General features: G+C 57.4%; 5 protein-coding genes and 1 pseudogene. 2 read left to right on the forward strand and 4 right to left on the reverse strand.

What is annotated here, in order from left to right; genetic code table 11:
• Window positions 1-4: 4 nt before the first annotated feature.
• The 3 genes from PA598K_RS11290 to PA598K_RS11300 all read right to left on the reverse strand — a co-directional run bounded on the left by PA598K_RS11290 (window position 5) and on the right by PA598K_RS11300 (window position 5,189).
• On the reverse strand, window positions 5-2,857 hold the full coding sequence (locus PA598K_RS11290) for a 2-oxoglutarate dehydrogenase E1 component (protein ID WP_128657046.1): 2,853 nt from the start codon (window positions 2,855-2,857) through the stop codon (window positions 5-7).
• Window positions 2,858-3,147: 290 nt separating this feature from the next.
• Window positions 3,148-4,398: a DUF445 domain-containing protein gene (locus tag PA598K_RS11295; protein ID WP_128657047.1), complete on the reverse strand. Its 1,251-nt coding sequence runs from the start codon at window positions 4,396-4,398 to the stop codon at window positions 3,148-3,150.
• Window positions 4,399-4,496: 98 nt separating this feature from the next.
• Window positions 4,497-5,189, reverse strand: a complete 693-nt coding sequence (locus PA598K_RS11300) for a M50 family metallopeptidase (RefSeq protein WP_260405359.1) — start codon at window positions 5,187-5,189, stop codon at window positions 4,497-4,499.
• 112 nt (window positions 5,190-5,301) lie between these two features.
• On the opposite strand from PA598K_RS11300, the gene PA598K_RS11305 reads away from it, so the two are divergent.
• Both PA598K_RS11305 and PA598K_RS11310 read left to right on the forward strand, forming a co-directional pair.
• Window positions 5,302-5,523, forward strand: coding sequence for a spore coat associated protein CotJA (locus PA598K_RS11305; RefSeq protein WP_128657048.1), 222 nt, complete (start codon window positions 5,302-5,304; stop codon window positions 5,521-5,523).
• Entirely contained in the window at window positions 5,499-5,783 is a 285-nt protein-coding gene (locus tag PA598K_RS11310; protein ID WP_128657049.1) for a spore coat protein CotJB, read from the forward strand. Before PA598K_RS11305 ends, PA598K_RS11310 begins: the two co-directional genes overlap by 25 nt.
• Window positions 5,784-5,966: 183 nt before the next feature.
• Here the strand turns inward: PA598K_RS11310 and PA598K_RS11315 are convergent.
• A pseudogene (locus PA598K_RS11315) lies at window positions 5,967-6,132 on the reverse strand (IS110 family transposase); the annotation flags it as partial.

Raw genomic sequence — 6,132 nt, forward strand, 5'->3', positions numbered from 1 at the left:
ATGATTAAGATTTAACTTTGCTCAACTGCTCGGATGGCGTAACGGCTTGCGAGATCAGACGGCTCTGCTCGAAGGCGTGAACGGTTTGGTAGCCGCTCGCCGTACTAGAGCGCTCAGGACGACCGATGTAACGAACCGGAATACCTTCCGGGGCGAGTGCCCGCAGCTTCGGCTCCATATACGTCCAGCTGCCCATGTTTTTCGGTTCTTCCTGGAGCCAGACGATCTCCTTCAGCTTCGGCAGGCCGCCTACGATTGCGCGCACCTCTTCTTCCGGGAACGGATACAGTCGCTCGACGCGGGCCACATGCACCCACGACGTGTCCTTCTCCGCAGCCAGCGCCTCGTCGAGGTCGATCGCCGCTTTACCAGTGCAGAGGATCAGACGCTCCACTTGCTTTGGCGCCGCCGGCGCCGGCTCGAGCACCGGCTTGAACGTGCCTTCGGCCAATTCCTGGCCTGGCGAAGCGACGCGCGGGTTGCGGATGAGGCTCTTCGGCGCCATCAAGATGAGCGGCTTCGCATGGATCGTCTCCGACAGTCCGGCCTGGAGGCGCAGCAAATGGAAATATTGGGCCGCGCTCGTCAAATTCGCTACCGTCCAGTTGTTCTCGGCAGAGTTTTGCAGGAAACGCTCCAGTCGGGCGCTCGAATGCTCCGGCCCCTGGCCCTCGTAGCCATGCGGCAGCAGCATGACCAAGCTCGACTTCTGGCCCCATTTGACGCGGCCCGCAGCGATAAACTGGTCAATAATTACCTGCGCACAGTTGACGAAGTCGCCGTACTGCGCTTCCCACAGGACAAATGTCTCCGGCGAAAACACATTGTAGCCGTACTCGAAGCCAAGCACCGATACTTCGGAGAGCGGGCTGTTATGGATGGCAAAGGAAGCATTGGCCTGCGGCAAGCGGTGCAGCGGCGAATACGGCGCGCCCGTCTTGGCGTCTGCGAGGACGAGATGGCGATGCGCAAACGTACCGCGCTGCACATCCTGGCCGCTCAGACGGATCGGCTTGCCATCGGAGAGGATCGTCGCAAATGCGAGCGTCTCCGCCAGTGCCCAGTCCACCTTGCCGCCATCCTCGAGAGCGTCCGCCCGACGCTCCAGGATCCGCTTGAGCTTCGGATAGACATTAAAGTCCTTCGGAAAATCAAGCAACTCCTTATTGATCGCCTTAAGCAGCTTCAGCGAAACCGCCGTCTCAACCGTGTCCTGCTGGATGGCGCGTACCGGCTCTTTGACCGGACGATCGTTGCCCGAGGCCTGCTCGCTCTTGATCTGATCATAGGCATCCTGCAGCGTCTGCCAGCTCTCGGCGCGAATCGCCGCCGCCTGTTCTTCCGTCACAATGCCCGCTTCCTTGAGCTGATTCTCGTAGAGCGAGCTGACAGTCAGATGATTGCGCACCTTCTCGTACATGAGCGGCTGCGTTACTTCCGGATCGTCCGACTCGTTGTGGCCGAATCTGCGATAGCCGACCAGATCGATCAGGAAATCCTTTTTGAAGCGAATCCGGTACTCCGAAGCCAAACGCACCGCCGCGATGCACGCTTCCGGATTGTCGGCGTTGACGTGTATGATCGGGATCTCGTAGCCCTTGGCCAGGTCGCTCGAGTAATGCGTCGAACGAGAATCCTTGTTGTCTGTCGTAAAGCCGAGGCGGTTGTTGGCGATAAAATGGATCGTACCGCCGTTGCGATAGCCGGTCAGCTTATTGAAGTTTAACGTCTCGGCGACGACACCCTCGCCCGGGAATGCCGCATCGCCATGGATAAGGATCGCGACCGCCTTGGCGAACTCGATGTCCGGGAAGCCGCGCTTGCTGCGATCCTCCTGAGCCGCCCGCGTAAAACCTTCGACAACAGGATCGACATACTCCAGGTGGCTTGGGTTGTTAGCCAACCGGATCTTCGTCTTGCCGCTCTCCTGGACGGAATGGTCGGCGCCAAAGTGGTACTTGACGTCGCCGGTCCAGCCGTAGTTGATGCCGGTCGAGCCTTCGGACGGGATAAGATCCTTGTTCGGCGCATGATGGAACTCGGAGAAAATCTTGCTGTACGGCTTGCCCAGTACATGTGCGAGCACATTAAGACGGCCTCGATGGGCCATGCCCATGAGGATATGCTCGGCGCCTTCATCGGCGAATCGGTTGACGATGCCATCTAGCATCGGTACGAGCGCGTCCAGTCCTTCGATGGAGAATCGCTTCTGGCCTACGAAGGTACGATGCAAGAATTGTTCGAACTGTTCAACCTGAACGAGTCTTTTCAACAGTTCGATGCGCTGCTGAGAAGACAGGGTGAACAATTCCTTATTCGTCTCAACTTGCTCGTTGAGCCACTTGCGCTCTTCCTCGACATACACATGGCTGAACTCGTATGCGACGGCGCTGGTATAAATCTTCGTTACCTTCTGAATGGCGTCCCATGCCGTAACCACGTCCTCCTGGGCGTTCTCCCAGATCAAGGAAGCAGGGATCGCCTTCAGCGACGCCGGGGTCAGATTATACGTCTCTGGCTCCAGCAAACGGGTATCGGAAGGAATTCGGAGATTGAGCGGATCTGTATCTGCCGCAAGATGTCCATGTGTCCGGATATTCCACATCAGCTTGTCTGCGGCCACGATATCCTTGAGCAAGGCCATCTGGTCGCGCTGCACGGAGGCGGTAGCCGCCGGTGCCGCGGGAGACGCTTCCAAGCCTTCCGGCGGAGCACCCCACTCGTCAAACAATGCGCGTGTTGCGGGATCGACGGATTCGGGATCATTCGCGTACAGCTCATACTGCTCATACACATAACCCAGGTTCGGACCGAAGTAGGACGCCCAGGGGCCTTCCTTCGTATCACGTGTTGTCATACGTAAATCTCTCCATCCTCTGTTATATTCATGGTCAAGCATCTATAGATAAGCACTAACTATAATAATACCCTTTTTGGCGTCAGAAGAAAAACATGAATCTGGGAAAACAAATAATCAATCGTCATTTTCGGTTCAATTGTGACAAATTTAGTACAATTTCAAAAAAGCCTTGAGAAACTGCAAAACCTTTGGTTGCGTCCGCCTCGCTTCATCGCATCAAAAAGCGCGCAGCTCGCCCGGTCGGACAAGGCTGCGCGCCCATGATGTTGCGCGTCTGCAGCTGTCGGCTAACGACCGATGGCCAGTTGAAGGACGGTGAGCAGCACGCCCACGACAAAGCCGCACAACGCGCCATTGACGCGAATCCACTGCAGATCCTTGCCTACCTTCTGCTCGATCATCGCCACCAGCGTTTTGTTGTCCAGCTTCTCCAGATTCTCCCGCACCAGCAAGCCGATCCGGTAGTGATGCTGTTCCACCAGCTCGATAATATAGCCGATGATGCGTTCCTCCCACAACGATGTCAGCTGCGGTCTCCGGCCGAAGTAGCGAGCCAGACCGATGTAACCGCGAAGCACGACGGTCCCTCCGGCCGCCTCCTCCAAGGCCAGCTTGCCGAGCAGCCAGGCGCGCAGCTCCTCCAGCCGGGCCAGGATGAACGCATGGGCGCGCTCGCTCTCCGCCAGCTGAACAGCGCCTGTCCGGAGCTGGGTCAGCAGCGCTTCGTTATCGGCCAGCAGCAGCAGCCTTACGCGGATCTCCCGCAGCAGCGCCGCACGCGACTCATTCCCCTCCTCGCGCAGCTTGCGCAGCTCCTCGAGCACCATATTTTGCAGCAGCGGCCCAAGCTTCTCCTCGTTCATGAAGCCGGAGAAGGCCTGGATCGCGAATCCCATCAAGCCGCCCATCTGCACCTCGGCGAGCTTCTCGCTCGCCAACTTGCCGAGCATCGCCCGCGTCTCCGGCTTGCGGGCCCATTCGATCGCCTCCTGCAGGCCATAATCGAGCGCTTTTTCGTCGTAGCCATTCTCCATCATCCGGTTCAACAGATCCTGCGCGGTGCCGCCCAGATCCATCCGGCCGATAAAGCCGCTGATCGCCTGCTGCAGCGGCGGCACCGCCTTGTCGAGCGGTGTCTCTTCGAGCAGATCTTGCGCGCCGCGGAGCAGCGCCTGACGAGTCGCAGGCTTTTTGAGCTGACGCAGCGCCGCGCGGGAGATCGTCTCCACAAGTCGGAAGCTGCGCAGCTTCTGCTGGATGCTCTGCTTGTTGAGCAACTCGTTTTCCATCGCCGAGATGAGCGACTGAATGATGCGCACCCGGTTTTTGATGAGCAGCGCGGTGTGCGGGATCGGAATTTGCAGCGGATGATGGAACAACGCGGTCACGGCAAACCAGTCGGCAATCCCGCCGACTAGTCCGGCCTCGAATCCTCCCTTGAGCAGCCGCACGAGCAGATGATCGGGCAAAAACAGCATGACCGCAAAACCGATCCCCATCACGAGCAACGATAATGTAGCGATATTTCGGGTGTTCATTTTGTCATCAGCCTCCAAAAAGCCTGTCTATACTGCGTTGCGCGGGTCAAGCCGCGAGCCTCTGCCCAGCAACCGGACCGCCACGAGAAGCGTATCCATCATGCGCGCGCCATCGCTCCGGCCTTCACGGGCGGGCGCTCCTTGACAAACTGATAAAGTCCGGCACGCACGCACCACAAGGCAATCGCTACGAACAACAACGACCAGAATGCGGCAGGCACGCCGGTCAGACGCTGCAGATTCGTCGCATCGCCCGCACCGGAAGGTGCGGTAAGCGCAGCGAGCAGCAGGAACAGCGCGGAGACGAACTGTTCGGTGAGCGCCAGCAGGGCAAGCAGCGGATAATAGAGGTTCTGCACCTTAGGACCCATTAATAAACTAACACTATTCAACACGATAAATCCGGCAAGCCACCATACGCCATATCCCGAATGGACAAAAAACAACAGCATAATCGCCGCAATGGCGCTGAGCAACACAAGTCCGGCCGCTTGCTTGCGGATGCGATACAAGTAACACATCGCAACGGCAAAAAGCGAGGCCACAGGATAACCTGCCAGCGAGGCGGCAATCAACCGCCAGTGCGAGGATAACGCAGAATAGGTAACGCCGCTGTGATCGCTGTTCAGCTCGATGCGCTCGACCTGACCTGAGAGCAGCAGCGTCATCGCGGCATGCCCGAACTCGTGCACCATCGTATCCAGCATGCGCAGGAACGAGGTGAACGGCAGCAGCCGGATGACGATCAGCGCACCGATCAAAACGAGCAAAATTGCCGTCCATTTTTTCAAAAAGCCCACCGCCTTGTCCATCGTCATTCAGAAGCAAGCCAGACTATTGTACCATGTCCGCGGGTCGCAATGAAGTGATCCGTCCGCTTGCACAAAGGAGGGAGCAAACCGAATGTCCAATCAGGTACGTGAATATGTGCCATTCCGGGGGCCGCATGACCCTTGTCCGCCGATCGGCGTCAAAACGTATGTTGTCCCGCCCAACCAGTTTATCACGTTCCAGCCGATGAACCTGCCGCAATTTCCGTTGCCTGAGGCGCTGCGCGCAGGCACATTGTGGCCGGCATTGTTCAGCCCTTACGAGTCCAAATGGCGAAAGGAGGCCTCCCGGTGAGCGCAACGTTGGATGATCAGTACTACAGCAGCTTGCTGGAGCTGCAGCAGTTCGATTTTGCGCTGGTCGAGCTGACGCTTTACCTCGATACGCACCCTACCGATATGCAGGCGCTGCAGCAGTTCAACCAGCTCGCCCAGCAACGTCAGCAGAGCGCGCAGGCGTTCGAGCTTCGCTATGGTCCATTGCTGCAATTCGGTCACAGCTACAGCAAATTCCCTTGGCAATGGGCACAAAGCCCTTGGCCTTGGCAAGTATAACACATGTAATATAGTCCAGCGGTATGATGTCAAGCCCCTAATTCGGTCGAATTGGAAATTCTCATGGCTGTAAGAGCCGTTAGCGCCGAAAAATAGGCACACCAAACCAAACCCAGCCGAAAATCAAGGTGAATGCCAGATTTTAACTAGGAATTAGTCAGAGGGACTTTAGCAAAGGAGGCGTTAATCCTTCGCAGGCGTCACCATCTTCCGTGGCGTATAGAGTTGGCCGTTGCGTAGCAGCACATCGACCAGACGCACAAGCTTTCTTGCCGTTAAGACGAGGGCACGTTTATGTTGGTGTTTCGGAACTTCTTGAAATTTCTTAAGGTAGTACGCACCGAATTCC

The organism is Paenibacillus sp. 598K, from assembly GCF_003851045.1.
GTDB lineage: Bacteria > Bacillota > Bacilli > Paenibacillales > Paenibacillaceae > Paenibacillus_D.